Origin of the sequence: Amycolatopsis sp. WAC 01376 (assembly GCF_003947415.1) — a bacterium.
Taxonomy (GTDB): Bacteria; Actinomycetota; Actinomycetes; order Mycobacteriales; family Pseudonocardiaceae; genus Amycolatopsis.
Map to the genome: position 1 here is coordinate 466,182 of NZ_QHKL01000007.1, position 14,793 is coordinate 480,974.

Below are 14,793 nucleotides of genomic sequence, written 5' to 3' on the forward strand. Positions count from 1 at the left end.
TCAGCAAGCGAGGAGGACGGATGACGGCGTTGGCGGCGGTATCGGTGCATCTGCCGGAGGAGGTCACATCGATCACCCCGTACCTCGCCGATGTAGGCCTCAGCCCGGCGCAAATCAAGCTGTACCACAGGTTCTACGGATTCTCCCGGCTGCGGCTCGCACCGTCGGAGTCGATCACCGAGCTGATGCTCGCCGCGGCGAAAGGGCTCGACGCGTTGCGCGGCAGGGAGAACCACGTGCGGTACCTCGTGCAGGCCAAGACGATTCAACTCGCCGCGCCCTATCCCCGCAACCCGTTGCACGAAGTTCGCGAGGCGCTCGGTCTCGACCACGCGATCGCCTTCTCCCTCACCCAACACGCCTGCGCGTCCGGACTGCTCGCCGTCGACCTCTGCGGCAAGCTCCTCGCCGCGGACGGCGACCCGGATGCGCTGGCGCTGATCCTGTTGGGGGAAAAGGCGTTCACGCCTTCGGCGCAGCTGATCGCGGACTCCGCGATCATGGGCGAAGGTATGGCGGCCGTCCTGGTCACCGCGAGCGGCGAGCGGGACCGGTTGATCGGTTACGCGACCAGGACCCACGGCGAATACCACACCGGTCCCTTTCTTTCTCCGGAACTGATGGCGACCTTCGATCGGCTCTACGCCCCCGCGCTCGCGGAGGTGATCCTCGCGGCGGTGGGCAGGGCAGGACTGGAAATGTCCGATGTGGACCTCGTGCTGCCGCACAACGTCAACCAGATGTCGTGGCTCCGGGTGGCGAAGTCGATCGGTCTGCCGAGGGACCGGATCCTGCTGGACAACCTGCCCGAGCTGGGGCACTGCTTCTGCGCCGACTCGTTCATCAACTACCGGACGGCGATCGAAGGCGGACGTCTCCACCGGGGAGCCCACTACGTGATGACGTCGGTCGGTCTCGGAGCGACCTTCGCCGCGATGGTCTTCCGGCATTGAGCCACGAGGACGACCGACTGCACCACCCACCCAGAGAAGAACGGCAGGCTGGAGGCAACAACCATGGAGTCGCACAGCGTCGAACGCGGCAAGATCGTCGAAACGGCCATCGGTCTGCTGGCGACCATGAGCCGGCGGGAGCCGGCGACCATGTCCGAGGAGACGCGCCTGTTCGAGGAACTCGGCCTGGACTCGGTCAACACACTGGAACTGCTGATGCAGCTCGAGGAGCTGCTGGACTTCCAATTCGACGCCGAAACGCTGGAGCAGCGGTATCTGGAAACCGTCGGCTCCCTGGCCACCTACGTGGCCAAGCAGGCGAGTGTGTGACCGATGTACCTGGCGACTTCACCGGCGGTGGCGACGATCGCACCGGAGGCCGGCAGACAAGTGCCGTTGCGGCTGGAGCGGGCCGCGAGCCGCGTCTTCGGCGAGGGCCGCCCCTACGATCCGGGCCTGATCCAGTACTTCGCCGATCTGGCAGCGCTGTACGGCCTGCGGCATCGGGACGACTACTTCACCCGCGTCCGCCGCAACACCTTCACCGACATGATCGGCGGTGTGCTGGCGGATCTGGCACCACTGGACGAGCCGTTCGACCTCGTCGTGCTCGCGCACAGTACGCCCGACGCCGAACCGGGCTGGCCCGCGTGCTTCGCCGCCGACGCGCTGCCTGGCGACCCGCTGATGCTGGCGGTGTCGGATCAGGGTGCCGCGGCCGCTTTCACCGCGCTCCGGATCGTGGCCGACTACGCGACCGCGGACGGGTTCAATCGCGCGCTTGTGCTGATCCTGGACCAGACCACCTTGATGGACGACGATCAGCCTGCCCCGCGCGAAGTGAGGCCCACTCACGACGCCGTGGTCGCACTGGTGCTGAGCCGTCATGCGAACGGCGGCTGCCCGGCGATCCGTTGCCAGGCCGACCTCGGGCGCGATGAGGCGATCGCGTCGGTGACCGAACTGCTGGCAGGCAGCCGGCCCGCGGCACTCGTGGCGGGACCCGCGGTCGGCGTCGAACGGCCAGGCGTCGATCTGGTGGTGGCCGAACCCGGCAGACCGTGCACGGGCGTCTGGGCCGCACTGGTCGATCGGCTCGGCGACTGGGACGCGGGACGCCGGGTGGTGCTGGCCGAATACGACCCGGCACTGCGCTATCTGGGAACCTGCTCGATCGAGACACCCCCGCGAGCGATCGCCCTGCGGTGGGCGCGCTGCCGGGCGGTGACGCGGGGCGAGAGCCTCGGCGCTGGATTCGACGTGCTGCTGGAGTCGTTCCCGGGCGGGCCCCCGGCGGGGCCGGGTGGGCATGTCCTCGTCCGGCGAGGGGAAGGCGAACCGCCCGAGGACGACCTGCCCGCGACGTCAAGGGAATTGCTCGCCGCCGAGGGCCTCGCCGTCGGAGAGCGCGATCCCCGCCCGGCCGTCGACGACGCGACGTGGTTGACCGGACTCGCCTGGCTGCGGCTGGGGGCGTCCGAACAGCTCACCGACCGGTGCGTCGCGTACCTGGGGGAGCGTGCCAGCGGCGAAGGCAGCCTTCTCGACCGGCAGCTGGTCGCCGGTCAACTGGCGGACGCCCTGATCGAGCAGTTCGAAATCGAGGCCGTACTCGGTGCGCCCGGCCTCGATCGCCCGACCCTGCGCCGGGTGCACCGCCGGATCACCGACGCAGACCGCCTCCTGTCGCGGCTGCTGGCGGCGAGCGGCTTCCTCAGCGACGGGCCGGGGCGGGTGGCCTACGTGTCCCAGCTGATCGCCGATGTCTGGCTCGGCACGGAGAGCACCGGGGAACGCGGATGACCGAACTGGATGACCGTCTGCTCGCGCTGCGAACGCATGCCCGTGGTTGGGCGGGCGATCTGCGTGCCGTCGCCCTGCGGCTCGAACGCGAGCCCGACCGGATCGTGGAGTCGCTCGGCCTGCCCGCGATGGACCACGTCGGATTGTTCCAGAGCCCGCCGCGGTTCCGTCCCGCGCCACTGGTCATCGGGTCGCACCGGTTCACCGGGGACAGCCTGCTGGAGCAGGTGGTGCTCGTCGAGGAACTGGCCTGCGGTGATCTCGGGGCGCTGATGGCGGCGCCCGGCGCGCCGATGGCGGGACCGCTGGTCGCGCTGCTGGGTGACGAACAGCAGCAGGAGAGCTTCTTCGGCAGGCTGGCGTCCCGGCCGACCTGGACGTTCTTCGCGCTCACCGAACCGGGTGGCGGTTCGGCGGCCACCAGTCTCGAAACCCGTCTGCGCCGTGACGGCGACGGCTATCTGCTCGACGGCGTGAAGAAGTACATCGGCAACGCTTGCCGCGCCGGGGTCGGCGTGGTCTTCGCCCGGTCGGATCCGGGCCCGCTCGGCATCCGCGCGGTGCTCGTCGACGCCGAAGACGCGGGGTACACCCCGACCGCGTTGCCGACCCTCGGGTTATGCGCGGCGGGGCTGAGCGAACTCACGCTGCGCTCCGTCCGGCTGCCGTCGGAGCGTCTGCTCGGACGGCAGCTCTCGGCGGTCCGTCGCGGCACGCTGGGCTGGACCCGGACGTTCGACCGGCTCCGTCCCGTGGTCGCGGCGATGGGGATCGGTGTGGCGCGGGCCGCCCACGACTACGTGCGGGCGCACCGCCGGGTCCTGCGGGGCGACGAGCGCACTCGCTGGGAAGAGCTCGGGCTGCGGATCGACGCGGCGCGACGGCTCGTGCGGCACGCGGCCGTCACCGTCGACGCGAATCCGGCGCAGGGCCACCTGGCCTCGGCGGCGAAAGTGCGCTCCACCCGGCTGGCCGAGGACGTGACCCTCGCGGCGCTCGGATTCTTCGGTCCCGGCGCCCGGCTCGACCACCCGTTGCTCGACAAGTTCGCCAGGGACGCGCGCGGCGTCGAGTTCATGGAGGGCTCGGGCGACGTGCAGAAGCTCGCCGTCCACCATCAGCTCACCCGAGGGAGGACCTCATGACTCAGCCGAACAAGCACGGCGGCCCAGGAGAGGCGGCCCCACCCATGCCATCCGGTCCGGGCGGTGGGCCGCCGGATCCGGCGGGTGGCCCGCCTCCCGGTGCTGGCCCGCCGCCGTGGGCGGTGCCGGGGCCGGACCGCCGTTCGATCCGCGCCGCGCTCGCGCGGCTGGCCGTTCCCATGGTGCTGGCCGAGGTCATCGGTCTGCTGGTGGTGGTCGGCGTCCAGGCGTTGCTGGGCAGGATGGACGGGGACGCGCTCTACGTGCGTGCGCTGTACATGCCCGTGGCGAGCCTGTTCCTCGCGTTGTTCATCGCGTTCGACATCAGCAATCAGGTCGCCGCGGCCATCAACCGCGGCAGGGGACGGCCTCAGGACGTGGTGCCGATGGCGCTGAGTTTCAGCCGGATGTGGCTGGCGTTCATCTCGGTTCTCATCGTCGTGCTGGCGCTCGTCGCGCCGTTGCTCGCCGACGCGCTGCTGGTGCCGCCGTCGTCCCACGACCACTTCGTTTCCTTCGTCCGTTGGATGGCGCTGGCCGAGCTGACCTACGTCGGCGTGGTCCTCTGCGCGTCCAGCCTGCGCGGGTTCGGCCACGCGCGGCACAGCGCGGCGGTGATGCTGGTGGGAGCGGGTGTCCAGTTCGGCGGGGTGTGGGCGCTGGGCATCGGCGCCGGAATGGGCGCGAGCAGTGTTCCGCTGTCGATCGCGCTGTCGTCGGTCGTCGGACTGACGCTCGGCCTGTTCTTCCTGCGCCGCACCGGTCTATGGCGGCCGGGGCAGCCGAAACCGTGGCAACCGGACGCCGTCCGGCATCTGCGGCAGGTCGGTCTGCCGGTGGCGACCACCCAGGTCATCCTGTTCGGCTCCAACCTCGTGCTGCTGCGGGTGCTCGGGGTTTTCGATCCTACGGTGGTCTCGGCCTACTCCGGTGCGTCGAGCCTGCAGATCCTGGTACTGATGCCCGGTATCGTCCTTGGCTCGGCGACGGCCATCGTGCTCAACCAGCAACGGGGGGCAGGCAAGGCCGAGCGGCTCCCTGGAACGCTCCGCGCCGGCCTGGAGATCGCGATCGGGACCTACGTCGTGCTCGGCGTCGCGGTGTGGGCGGCGAGCGGACCGCTGGGTTCGCTGATGTCCGACGTGCCCGAGGTGTCCCACCAGACCGCGCTGTACCTCGGCACGATCGGGCTGACCTATGTCCTGCAGGGGCCGGTCCTGTCCTCGCTGAACATCATGGAACAGATCGGTTCCGGGCTGGTCGCGGTGCTGTTGAACATCTTCTATTACGTCGTCATCGTGGTCGCCAGTGCGCTGGTCGTGGCCGCGGTACACGACCCGGTCGCCTTCTACCGCACGGTGGCGTTGGCCAACCTGGCGGGAGTCACCGTCGTAGTGGCGGCGGTGGTCGTGGTCCGCAGGGTGAGCCGGATCGAGTCGGGGCAGCCCTGACGTGCGGTTTGGCACGGTCGCGCCGTCGCGGGCGGCGGACCGCTGCCGCACATTTGGCATGGCCGGCCAGTGATTCTGCCGGGCCGGGCGCTGGAACCCGCTGCTATCAATGAGAAGCGGCGTTGTTCCGGCCGCAGCGGCACGAGCCGCGACGAGGGGAAGGGGCACAGCCATGACGCATACCGTTCCGGTCGCCGAGGACGCCGGCATGTTCAGCATCGCACTCCTGTCCGGCAACGAGGTCCTGCGGCACGGGCTGGAAATCGTGTTGAGGTCCGTACCCGGTGTCGGGACGGTTCACCGGTGCGGCAGCCGGGAGGACATCGACGGGCTGGCCGCGCTGCCGGTACTGGACTTCGTCATCGTCGCCTCGGCCGACGCGCGGTGGCTGGACAGCGTCGCGGGCGCGTTCGCCGCGAAGACGAAGATCCTCGTGGTGATCGACGAGATGTCGGTCACCGGTCCGGTTCTGCCCACCTCGGTTCCGGTGGACGGCTTCCTGTCCCAGCAGGACCTGTCCGCCGAGACACTCGGCGACGGCCTGCGCCGGTGCGCGCTCGGCGAACTGCCGATGCCTTCGCGGCTCGCACGGGAGTTGCTGTTCAGGGCGGACGACCCCACCTCGCGTCAGCGGATGCGAGCGGTGAAGCTGACCAGCCGTGAGACCGAAGCGCTCTCCCTGCTGGTGAAGGGGCTGAGCAACAAGCAGATCGCCCGGCGCCTGACCATCTCGAGCCACGGCGCGAAACGGCTCGTGGGCAGCATCATGTTGAAGCTCGACTCGCCGAACCGGACGACCGCCGCGGTCAACGCCATCAAAGCCGGCCTTCTCGACGATCACTGACGGGACGTAGGACCATGACCGCTGACCTGTCCGGCGAGCGCGAATCCTTCGCCGAAGTCGCCAAGACAGCACTGTGGACAGCCGCCGCGCGGGCACGGGAGAGCCGTCGCCACGACAGACTCTTCGACGATCCGTTCGCGGCGACGCTCGCCGGCCAGGAAGGCGTCACCCTGCTGTCCCACTTCCACCCGTCGCACGCGGCCGACGACGGCAACCCATTCCTGGCGATCCGCACCCGCTGGTTCGACGAGTTTCTTCTCCGGTCGGCCAGGCCGGGGTGCCAGGTCGTAGGTCTCGGCGCGGGTCTGGACACCAGGGCGTACCGGCTGGACTGGCCCGAAACGGCCGTCGTGTTCGAAGTGGACCAGGCGGACTTGCTGTCCTACAAGGAATCCCGCCTGTCGATGATCGGCGCGGAACCTCGCTGCGAGTGTCGCCGGGTGTCGGTGAACCTCACCGACGACTGGGTTGGCGCTTTGTCCGACAACGGTTTCGATCCGGCCCGGCCGACGATCTGGTTCGCCGAGGGGCTGCTGTTCTACCTCCCCGAGTCGCTGGCCAGGAACGTGGTCGCGCGCACCGCCGAGCTGTCCGCACCCGGCAGTCTGTTCACGGCCGACCTCATCGGCACCGGAATCTTCCGCTTCCCTTACCTGAAGCCGTTTCTGGGGAAACTGGAGGCGGCGGGCAGCCCGTGGCGCTTCGGCACAGACCGGCCCGGCGGGTTCGTACAGAACTGCGGCTGGCTGGTTGACAAGGTCGTCGAACCGGGTGCTCCGGCAGCCGATTACGGGCGGTGGCCCGCCTCCGTGGCGCCGGAGACGCTGCGCGACTTGCCCCGTAGCTACCTCGTCGAGGCGGCTGTCTAGACCGTGTCTCCCCGTTCAGCGCCCGGCACTGTTCCCAATGTCGCATTTGAGACACTCAGTGTCCCCGAGGAGGCATTGGGGACATCAAGCCTGTAGGTCAGCCACTTCGCCTTCACCTGAGAGTGAAGACCCTGGCCGGACCGTCCACCTGGCCCCCCGGTCGTAGATGCAGCTCACCGCGAGCGGGAAACAGGACCACCGTGGCCACCGTGTGCTCGTGACGGATGTCGCCGTTCGCGGCGACGTGCACCGGCGGCACCGACAGCAGCGCGAAGTGCTCCGCGGCGCTCGCGTTCGCGCGCAGTCCGGCGAGGCCCGCGACGCAAGCTTCGAGCCGCCGTACCGAAGAGCGGCGAGCGAACCGGTTCACCTCGTCCTGAGCCGTCAAATCCGGGTGCAGGATGTGGTTCGTATGCGCGAAAACCGGTGCGGAGACGGTCCGTAGCCGGCCGTCCACCAGCTCGACCCATGCCGCGCGGGACCGGTCGCAGAGCACGAGGTTGCGTGAACTGGCCAGTGGCAGGGTCTGAAGCAGCTCGACGCCCTCCTTCACGTCACGAGCGTGGTCGAGGAGGTACCGGACCGCGAGATAGGGCGGTACTCCCGGTTTCCAGGTCCCTCCCACGATCAGATTGATGCCGATCGCCAGCCCGGCGTCGTTCAGGCCGAGATAGCCGAGCTGACCACCGAAGCTGAGCACGAGGGCGCGGCCGGGCGAACCGTCGCGCACCACCTCGAGGACGGCGATCTGGTCTGCGAGATCGCCGTTGAGATCGACCGTCTGCGCCAGTACCGGGGTGCCGTGCCCCACCCGCGCGTAGGCGGTGCAGTCGCCGTGAGCGGGCACCCGACGGTAGCCCAGTATCTCACGCCGTGCCTGCAGCAGTACCGCCTCCCGACGGCTCAGGCCCGCCCCTTCCGCCAATCCGTCGATCTCGTCGGCAAGCTCCGGCACCGCGGCGGCGATCGCTGTCCGGTAGGCGTCGATCGTGGGACCGAGCGTGGCCAGCGACACGGGCCGCCACAGTATCCGGTTGAGACGGCAGAGATCATCGTCGAGGAAAGCCCGCAAAGCGGCCGCGCGAGCCGTTCCATGCGCGCGTCCCCGGGTACGGGCATCGCCCTCGACGCGGACGAACGGGACGTCCGGTACGCGGGTCATCCGGGAGTGATCTTCGGCTGCCGTTCGAGCTGTTCCTTGATCCGCGGCCACTCGGCGCGCAGGACGCTGAAGAACACGGCGTCCCGGCGTCGTCCTCCGGGCATCGGGTTGAAGCTGCGCAGCGTGCCTTCTTCGCGGGCACCGATGTTGCGCAGCGCGCTACGTGCCTGCTCGTTGAGCCGGTCGGTTTTGAACTCGACCCGTTCCGCCCCCAGCCGTTCGAAGGCGTGTTGGAGCAGCAAGTACTTCGCCCACCGGTTCATCCCCTTGCCGCGGAAATCCCGGCCGAGCCACGACCACCCGATCTCCATCCTGCCGTCGCGTTCGGCCAGATTGCCGTAGCTCATGCTGCCCGCGACGCGACCGTCACGTTTGTCGAAAACCAGGTAAACGACCCGCGTGCCGTCGGTGTGGTCGGCGAGCGTGGCGTCGAAGAAGGCTTCGAAGTCGGCGTCGGTCTCGACGCGTGAGACGAAGAAGCGCCAGATGTCCGGGTCCATCGCGATGGACCGCACCGCGGCCCGGTCCTCGGCCACGATCGGCCGCAGGAGTACGTACTCGTTGTCCAGGGTCGTAGCCGCGAGTTCCAGCCAGCTCATGCCGTTCCTTTCGGGTCCGCCGAGTTCGTTCCGCTCATGGTGCCCTGGTAACGCCCGTTCTGTCGTTCACCTCGTTCTCGTGAGCGGCGAGGATCGCGGCACGTCTCGGTTTGAGCTGCGCGGTCAGCTGGCCGTTCGCCACACTGAACCGCTCGCGCGCGAGCACGATCTTGGCGATCCGTTCATCCCGTTCGACCGTGGCGTTCGTCCGCGTCACCCAGTCCGTGATCGCGTCGAGGTCGGGCGGACGGCCGACGGCCGAAACCACGGCGACCAGGTAAGTCCGGAAGGGGCAGAAGATGACGCACTCGTCGACCGCGGGGCATTCCCGCAGCCGTTCCTCGATGGGCCGCACGACGATCTTGCGGGCGTTGTCGAGCACGATGACGTCGTCGGCGCGGCCGCGGATGTAAAGGAAACCGTCGCCGTCGAAATAGCCGAGGTCACCGGTGCGGACGGTGCCGTCGGTGCCGAACACCTCCTCCGAGGCGCCGGGCGGTCCGTACTCGTACCTTGTGTTCACCGGGTGGTCACCGCGGACGCTGATCACCCCTTCGGCGTCGATCAGGACCTCCTTGCCGGGCACGACCTTTCCGACACTGCCGATCCGCCAGGCCCCGGGGTGGTTCTTGGTGACGATGCAGGTCTCGTTCAAGCCGTAGCCCTCGAAGATGGGCAGGCCCACGTCGCTGAAGAAGCGCAAGGTCGCCGGGCTGGCGGGGGCGGAGCCGGTCCACAGATACCGGATTCGGGGGCCGAAGAACCGTTGCGCGGCGATGGGGAGCGCCGCGGCGGGGTCTGCGGGCGAGATCCTGGCCGCCAGCGACTCGATCCGGCGCCGCATCACCTCGTAGAAGGCCGGGATTCCCATGACCACGCTCGGCGCGGCGCGCCGTAGCGTGGCGAACGCCGCGTTGTGCGTGCTGATCGTGACGTCGTGGCCGTGCAGCAGAGCCGAGTAGATCCAGTACCGTTGCTGAAGCAAGGACAGCGGCAGGAAGACGAACAGGTGGTCGCCCGGTCCGTGGGAGAACAGCTGCTGAACCGCGCGCAGCGAGCTTTCGATGCTGCCTACCGTCGCGGCCAGTCCCTTCGGCTCGCCGGTGCTGCCCGAGGTGAACTTGATCGTCGTCACGTCGCCGGGCCGGTGGCTCACGGGTGCCGGTGTGGTCCCGGCGTCCATCCATCGGCGTACCTCGGCCATGTCGTGGACACCGAGCGCGTCCACCGGTGTGTCGGTGAACAGCAGACGCAGGCTGTAGCGCGGGAGAAGCGCGGGATCAACCCTGAACTTCTCCGGTTCCAGTCCCGCGGTGACGACACCGAGCCGGAGCGCGGCGAGGTCCAGCAGCACCCATTCGAGGCTGTTGCTCCCGTGGATGCCAATGCGGTCTCCTCGGACGACACCGAGTTCGGCCAGTCTGCCGGCCACGTGTCCGGCCAGCTCCTGAAGCCGGCTGAGATCAAGCGATTCCGACCCGCCGAAGCGGGTGAAGGTGATGTGACGATCGCTGCGGGGGCGGTCGGTGGCGAGGTGGTCCAGCAGTGACTCGCTCACTCGTCCGCCTCCTCGACGAAGAACACGCGCCCGGCGAGGTCGACGCGGGCCCCGGGAGAGAGCAGTTCCACGGCCGACGGCCAGCGTTCCGGCGGCGTCAGCCCCAGTGCGCCTGCCAGACGATGGGCGAAGCGGGGCATCACCGGCGCGGCGCAACCGGCGAGCAACCGCGCGGCCGCCAGTTCGAGCGCGATCGCGGTACGGGCCTGATCGCTCCAGCCCGGCAGTCGGATGCCGGGTTCCTCTCGTCCGGCGAACGCGCGGGCGTCCTGAACCAGCGCGGTCAGGCCACGGGCGGCCTGGTTGAGGGAGAAGCCGTCCGGGCCGAGACTGCCGGTCAGTGCCCGGAGCCTGTTCTCCAGATCGGCGAGGAAGGCCGTGTGCTCGGGTGTCCAGGTACCGGTGTCCGGAGCGTGGCCGCCGTACCGCTCGTCGACCCGGGCACCGAGGTCGCGCAGCCAGCTCTGCCACTGTCCGATGAGGACGGTGCTCCGCACGGCCTCGAACTTGCTCTGGCTGAAGCTGGTCCGCCGCCCTTCGGGACGGGTCGAGGCGAGGAAGTATCGCACTGCGTCGACGCTTTCAGCGGAGAGGATCTCCTTCCCCCAGATCGCATGACGCCTGCTGGTCGAGAACTTGTCCTTCTCCAGCAAGTAGAACTCGTTGACGTGGTAGTCGATGTCGGGGCGCCACTCGGGAAACGCGAGCCGGTAGAGCGTGGGGTACAGCACCGCGTGGTAGAAGCTGTTGTCGAAGCCGAAGAAGTGGACGATCTTCCAGTCATGCCGTGGCTGATCCCACCGCCAGTTCTTCGCCGAACGGCGTCCCAGCGCTTCGATTCCGTACAGGAAACCGTAGGCCATCTCCGGCCAGGCCCAGATGACCTGCTCACCGATGTCCGGCGCGGCAGGTGACACACCCCAGCCGGTGGGATGGGTCAGGCTGACATCGAGCCTGGGGCGGGCGAAGAGGCGGTCGGCCAGTTCACGCAACCGTGCCGGAACCCGGCCGAGCGCGTGGTGGTCCGCGACCGTCGCTCGGAAGTCGTGCAGAGGCAGGGAATGCCGGACCATCTCCGCCCGTCGCGGCGGTTCCGGGGACAGTGCCGACCGTGGCTGCAGCAAATCGACGCACGCGTTGGGCTCACCGCACTCCTCGCACAGGTTCCCCCCGGTCGGCTGCCCGCAAGCGGGGCACGTGCCGCTGACGTCCCCTTCGTGCAGGTACTCACCGGTAGCACCGTCGAACAGCGCGGTTCCGGGCGTCGGGCGGACCTCGCCCGACGCCGTGAGCCGGGAGAAGAACTCGCGCAGCCCCTCCGCATACCGCGGCGCGGTACGCGGGACAGTGAACTGATCCGGTTCGATGTCCATCAGCGCCAGCGTCTCGCGGATCTCCGCGCTGAACCGCGCGGCGGTGGTGGCGGGTAGCTCGCCGGCTTCGCGAGCGTACGCCGCGACGTAGCTCTGGAAATCGTCGCTGCCGGTGAGATGCCATGCGTCCGCACCGTTCATCCGCTGGAACCGGACGTAGACGTCGGCACCGAGGTACGGGCCGGAAAGATGCCCGAGGTGCAGGTCACCGTTGGGGGTGGGCGGAGTGGAGAACACCAGTAGCGGTCGCCGCCGAAGCCTCGTCGGTGATCCCGCCGCGAGGGACGCGCGTGCGAAATCCCGCCAGTACACGTCCGCGAAGACGAGGTCGGTTTCGCCGGTGTTCTCCACGATGTGCGTCTCGAAGGGCTCGAACAAGGCAACGGTCCCCGGCCCGATGGAATGGTTGACTCCGTTCACGACCAGCTCGCCAGAGCCTTCGAGCACGACGAACATCTCGATCTCGTCGTGCTGGTGTGGGGCGGAGCTGGTGCCGGGGCGTACCCGTGCCCATCCGGCGCCGACGGCGCTCCAGTCGATCACACTCATGTCGATACCGAACGCCGGATGCAGTTCGGCGTCGGAGTACTTGTCAAGAATCACCACAGGCTCCTCGAACCGACGGGGACTTCCAGAAGATCGGCGGTCTCTCGGGCGATAGCCGGGGCCAGTCGGTAGCCCGAGCCGTTCGCGGCGCCGGCGAACACCACGCGACCGGTGTCGTCAAGGGTGCGAATCTGCGGCTCGCCGTTGTCGCTGTAGGCGTCGCAGAACACCCTGCCCGACCTGAGGGCGGCTCCGGGCAGATAGCGGTTCAGCACGGTCTCCGCCTCGCGTCTGTGCCCGGCCGAGAGGCCCTCCGGCGGCGCGTCGGGATCGACATCCCATTCCGGGCAGGTATAGCTGAACAACCAGTGCGCCCGGCGGGGCAGCGGGAGCAGGAAGGCGTCCTCCCGGTCGAACACCACGAGACTGTGCCGCCGGGAGACCGGCCGGTCCAGATGCAGGGCGACCACCCGTTTCACCCTGGCGCCCACCGTGGGTACGAGGGTTCGCCAAGCCGGGTCGCCGAGCCAGGGGCCCGGACAGAGCACGACTCGGCCCGCCGTCAGGGTGTCGCCGCTTGCCAGCCGCAGCGCGACATGGGTCGAGCAGGGTTCCACGCCGGTGACTCGCACTCCTTCGCCGATGCCGACCTGTGGCCGCAGGGATCGGGCCAGGAGCTGGGCGAGGGCGGGTACATCGGTGTGGTGGCAACCCCGGCATCGCCACACTGTGGCGCCCGACGGAAGGGTCACTGACCGGCCCGGGACAGCGTCGACCCTGCCCAGTTCCGCCCCGGCGAGGTAACCGGCCGGAGGCGTGGCGCCGGAGGACACCACGTAGGCGTCGACCGAGCGGATGGGGGAACCCGGTAGCTCCACGCGGAGCCGCCGGTAGTAGTCCTGGCTGTATTCGGTCATCGCCTGGACGCGCGGTGTCGCCCCGCGCGGGAAGTGCACACCGGCGGACCGCCGCGTGGCACCGGATCCGATGGCGTCGCGGTCGAGCACCACCACCGTGGAACTCGGCTGCCTCGTCACGATCTCCCTCGCGACGAGGCAGCCGACGATTCCGCCGCCCACCACCGCGACGTCGACGGTACCGTGCATCGTCAGGTCCTCTCCTGGCCGTCGACCGGCCGCTGGGCGGACCACTCGAGGAACGACGGGAGCTGGTCATCGGAGTCGACCTCGCGCAACCGGTCGATGATGCGTCGGCAGCGCCACGCGAGCAGGCTCAGGTTCGGGTCGGCGAGCCCGCGCTGCTGCCGAGTCGCGTTCTGCACGAAGATGTTCCGGTCCCTCGGTCCGTCCCATCGGACGGCGAAGCTGCGGTCGATGCGGTATTCCTCGTTCTCCCGTTCCAGCCGGCTTTCCAGCGGTGTCAGGAAGTCCATCCGGGAGGGCCGGTAGCCGGTCGCCCAGACCACGACGTCCGCCCGCACGCGTTCGAGCGTTCCGGCGTGGGCGTTGTGACGGCAGGTCAGCTCCCACTCGCCGGGCCTCCCGGCGACGTCGACCACTTCCCGGTTCGGGTACAGCGACACCAGGCCCTCGTGTCCGTAGACGAACCGGTGCAGATAGAACTGCTGATACAGCTGGCGCAGGGTCGACATCGAGATGCCGTCGCTGGAGAGGACCTGGCGGCGGTTGAACTCCGCCCGCGTCGCGGGGTCCAACCCGGCGAAGTAGTCCGAATGGCAAGGCATGTAGTAGTCGTTGGTGAACGGCGAGTCGTCCAGCGGGAGGTAGTTCGGCCGCCGCGACAGCCAGGTCACGTTGGCGACCGGGCGTTCGACGCGGCTGATCAGATCGAGTACCGCTTCCGCCCCGGACTGCCCGCCGCCGACGACGGCGACCCGCTTGCCGCTGAGGTCACCCGCGGTGGTGAGGAAATCGCTGACGTGGAACTGGGTCTCGCCGAGTTTGCCGGTGGTGCAGGCGGGCAGCCACGGGCGCTGTCCGATACCGACGGCGATGTTCTCCGCCGTGAACGTCCGATGGTCGGTCCGTATCCGGAACAGGCCGTCGAACTCGACCGACCGCACTCGTTCACCGAAAAGCAGGTTCTTGTTCCGCTTGCTCGCCCATTCCAGATAGTTGCGGTACTCCTGCCGTGGAATGGCGTCGAACTGAGCGTTGGCGAAGTGGTAGATGCGGCCCTGGTCGTGCAGGTACGCCAGGAACGAGAACTCGTTGGTCGGGTCGGCGAGGGTGACGAGATCCTTGAGGAGCGACACCTGCAGCGTGGCGCCGTGGAACAGTTGCCCCTCATGCCAGCCGAACTCAGGCTCGCGTTCGAGGAACAGATTCGAGATGTCGGGACGGCCGTGCAGCAGCGAGGCGAGGCTCAGATTGGCCGGGCCGATGCCGATCCCGACACACCGGTACCGGATCTGCTCCCGGTTTCGTCCGGTGGCCACCGCCAAACGGTTCGTCTCGGGTGCCGCCACTGTTATCCACCTTCGGCGTGAATCGCTGTTGTCCACACAGG

13 protein-coding genes are annotated in these 14,793 nt (G+C 68.8%); 7 read left to right on the top strand and 6 right to left on the bottom strand.

The window, feature by feature from the left end; translation table 11 throughout:
* The first annotated feature begins 20 nt into the window (after positions 1 to 20).
* The 7 genes from DMH03_RS32620 to DMH03_RS32650 all read left to right on the top strand — a co-directional run bounded on the left by DMH03_RS32620 (position 21) and on the right by DMH03_RS32650 (position 7,065).
* Positions 21 to 953 (top strand): 3-oxoacyl-[acyl-carrier-protein] synthase III C-terminal domain-containing protein, encoded by a 933-nt coding sequence (locus DMH03_RS32620; protein WP_125795814.1) that lies wholly within the window; start codon positions 21 to 23, stop codon positions 951 to 953.
* Between the two features lie 63 nt (positions 954 to 1,016).
* Complete coding sequence (locus DMH03_RS32625; protein ID WP_125795815.1) at positions 1,017 to 1,283, top strand: acyl carrier protein; 267 nt, start codon at positions 1,017 to 1,019, stop codon at positions 1,281 to 1,283.
* A gap of 3 nt (positions 1,284 to 1,286) precedes the next feature.
* Positions 1,287 to 2,756, top strand: coding sequence for a hypothetical protein (locus DMH03_RS32630; RefSeq protein ID WP_125795816.1), 1,470 nt, complete (start codon positions 1,287 to 1,289; stop codon positions 2,754 to 2,756).
* Positions 2,753 to 3,901: an acyl-CoA dehydrogenase family protein gene (locus tag DMH03_RS32635; protein ID WP_125795817.1), complete on the top strand. Its 1,149-nt coding sequence runs from the start codon at positions 2,753 to 2,755 to the stop codon at positions 3,899 to 3,901. The genes DMH03_RS32630 and DMH03_RS32635 overlap by 4 nt, the downstream gene beginning before the upstream one ends.
* Entirely contained in the window at positions 3,898 to 5,352 is a 1,455-nt protein-coding gene (locus DMH03_RS32640; RefSeq protein ID WP_199749111.1) for an MATE family efflux transporter, read from the top strand. The genes DMH03_RS32635 and DMH03_RS32640 overlap by 4 nt, the downstream gene beginning before the upstream one ends.
* A 172-nt stretch (positions 5,353 to 5,524) precedes the next feature.
* Positions 5,525 to 6,196, top strand: coding sequence for a LuxR C-terminal-related transcriptional regulator (locus DMH03_RS32645; RefSeq protein WP_158633142.1), 672 nt, complete (start codon positions 5,525 to 5,527; stop codon positions 6,194 to 6,196).
* Between the two features lie 14 nt (positions 6,197 to 6,210).
* A complete protein-coding gene (locus DMH03_RS32650; RefSeq protein ID WP_125795819.1) occupies positions 6,211 to 7,065 on the top strand; it encodes an SAM-dependent methyltransferase in 855 nt (284 codons plus the stop codon).
* A gap of 112 nt (positions 7,066 to 7,177) precedes the next feature.
* Here the strand turns inward: DMH03_RS32650 and DMH03_RS32655 are convergent, their stop codons facing one another.
* From DMH03_RS32655 to DMH03_RS32680, 6 genes are read right to left on the bottom strand one after another with little or no spacing between them, the layout of a single operon-like run.
* A complete protein-coding gene (locus DMH03_RS32655; protein ID WP_125795820.1) occupies positions 7,178 to 8,227 on the bottom strand; it encodes a C45 family peptidase in 1,050 nt (349 codons plus the stop codon).
* The gene (locus DMH03_RS32660; protein ID WP_125795821.1) at positions 8,224 to 8,826 is read right to left on the bottom strand and encodes a GNAT family N-acetyltransferase; all 603 of its coding nucleotides are present in this window, start codon (positions 8,824 to 8,826) and stop codon (positions 8,224 to 8,226) included. Before DMH03_RS32660 ends, DMH03_RS32655 begins: the two co-directional genes overlap by 4 nt.
* 34 nt (positions 8,827 to 8,860) lie before the next feature.
* The gene (locus DMH03_RS32665; protein ID WP_125795822.1) at positions 8,861 to 10,384 is read right to left on the bottom strand and encodes an AMP-binding protein; all 1,524 of its coding nucleotides are present in this window, start codon (positions 10,382 to 10,384) and stop codon (positions 8,861 to 8,863) included.
* On the bottom strand, positions 10,381 to 12,360 hold the full coding sequence (locus DMH03_RS32670) for a class I tRNA ligase family protein (protein ID WP_233611760.1): 1,980 nt from the start codon (positions 12,358 to 12,360) through the stop codon (positions 10,381 to 10,383). Before DMH03_RS32670 ends, DMH03_RS32665 begins: the two co-directional genes overlap by 4 nt.
* The gene (locus DMH03_RS32675; protein ID WP_125795823.1) at positions 12,357 to 13,409 is read right to left on the bottom strand and encodes an FAD-binding oxidoreductase; all 1,053 of its coding nucleotides are present in this window, start codon (positions 13,407 to 13,409) and stop codon (positions 12,357 to 12,359) included. Before DMH03_RS32675 ends, DMH03_RS32670 begins: the two co-directional genes overlap by 4 nt.
* A gap of 2 nt (positions 13,410 to 13,411) precedes the next feature.
* Complete coding sequence (locus tag DMH03_RS32680) at positions 13,412 to 14,722, bottom strand: lysine N(6)-hydroxylase/L-ornithine N(5)-oxygenase family protein (protein WP_125795824.1); 1,311 nt, start codon at positions 14,720 to 14,722, stop codon at positions 13,412 to 13,414.
* Positions 14,723 to 14,793: the final 71 nt, after the last annotated feature.

Coding starts and splice junctions, on each gene's coding strand:
- DMH03_RS32620 (WP_125795814.1), top strand. CDS start 21: ATGACGGCGTTGGCGGCGGTATCGGTGCATCTGCCGGAGGAGGTCACA.
- DMH03_RS32625 (WP_125795815.1), top strand. CDS start 1,017: ATGGAGTCGCACAGCGTCGAACGCGGCAAGATCGTCGAAACGGCCATC.
- DMH03_RS32630 (WP_125795816.1), top strand. CDS start 1,287: ATGTACCTGGCGACTTCACCGGCGGTGGCGACGATCGCACCGGAGGCC.
- DMH03_RS32635 (WP_125795817.1), top strand. CDS start 2,753: ATGACCGAACTGGATGACCGTCTGCTCGCGCTGCGAACGCATGCCCGT.
- DMH03_RS32640 (WP_199749111.1), top strand. CDS start 3,898: ATGACTCAGCCGAACAAGCACGGCGGCCCAGGAGAGGCGGCCCCACCC.
- DMH03_RS32645 (WP_158633142.1), top strand. CDS start 5,525: ATGACGCATACCGTTCCGGTCGCCGAGGACGCCGGCATGTTCAGCATC.
- DMH03_RS32650 (WP_125795819.1), top strand. CDS start 6,211: ATGACCGCTGACCTGTCCGGCGAGCGCGAATCCTTCGCCGAAGTCGCC.
- DMH03_RS32655 (WP_125795820.1), bottom strand. CDS start 8,227: ATGACCCGCGTACCGGACGTCCCGTTCGTCCGCGTCGAGGGCGATGCC.
- DMH03_RS32660 (WP_125795821.1), bottom strand. CDS start 8,826: ATGAGCTGGCTGGAACTCGCGGCTACGACCCTGGACAACGAGTACGTA.
- DMH03_RS32675 (WP_125795823.1), bottom strand. CDS start 13,409: ATGCACGGTACCGTCGACGTCGCGGTGGTGGGCGGCGGAATCGTCGGC.